Raw genomic sequence first — 615 nt, forward strand, 5'->3', positions numbered from 1 at the left:
GCAGGCCCTTGCGCTGGTAGAACCGGATGGTCTCCACATTGACCCCGGCCGCCTTGGCAAAAACGCCAATGGTCAGATTCTCAAAATTAATTTGCATATCGCTTGACTCCGTACATAACTACGGAAGTAAGCTAGCTATCCAAACCAAATTTGAAAGGACAAGCGTATGTCTGAACCACAAAAGTCTGAACCACAAAAGTCTGAACCACAAAACGGGCGCGGCGCGCTCTTCGCCGGTGGGCTGGCCGCCATTCTTGCGTCGGGCTGCTACTTAGGGCCGTGCGTGTTGGTCATGTTGGGCTTTAGCGGTGCTTGGATGAGTAACTTGTCAGCCCTGGATCCTTACCGACCCTACTTTCTTGGCGCGGCATTGGTAGCGATGTTTTTTGCCTACCGCGCCATCTTCCGGACTACGCAAGCATGCGAGCCTGGAGATGTATGCGCTGCCCCACAATCCAAGACGTCGTACAAAGTCATCTTTTGGATTGTGGCTGCGCTGGTTGTCATTGCACTGACGTTCCCGTATGTAATGCCTTTGTTCTACTAATTAAGGAAAAAATCATGAAAAAACTGCTCACCACTCTTGCCCTAGCCGCTACTTTTGTTGCCCCTGCC

The 615-nt window shown here is 51.5% G+C and carries 2 protein-coding genes; one reads left to right on the plus strand and one right to left on the minus strand.

What is annotated here, in order from left to right; all coding sequences use genetic code 11:
• On the minus strand, window positions 1-97 hold a 97-nt coding region (locus N5J73_RS24165), incomplete at its 3' end, for a MerR family DNA-binding transcriptional regulator (RefSeq protein ID WP_117077133.1).
• Window positions 98-166: 69 nt separating this feature from the next.
• On the opposite strand from N5J73_RS24165, the gene merT reads away from it, so the two are divergent.
• A complete protein-coding gene (gene merT / locus N5J73_RS24170) occupies window positions 167-547 on the plus strand; it encodes a mercuric ion transporter MerT (protein ID WP_279941384.1) in 381 nt (126 codons plus the stop codon).
• Window positions 548-615: the final 68 nt, after the last annotated feature.

Origin of the sequence: Stenotrophomonas sp. GD03654, assembly GCF_029845105.1 — a bacterium.
Taxonomy (GTDB): Bacteria; Pseudomonadota; Gammaproteobacteria; order Xanthomonadales; family Xanthomonadaceae; genus Stenotrophomonas; species Stenotrophomonas africana.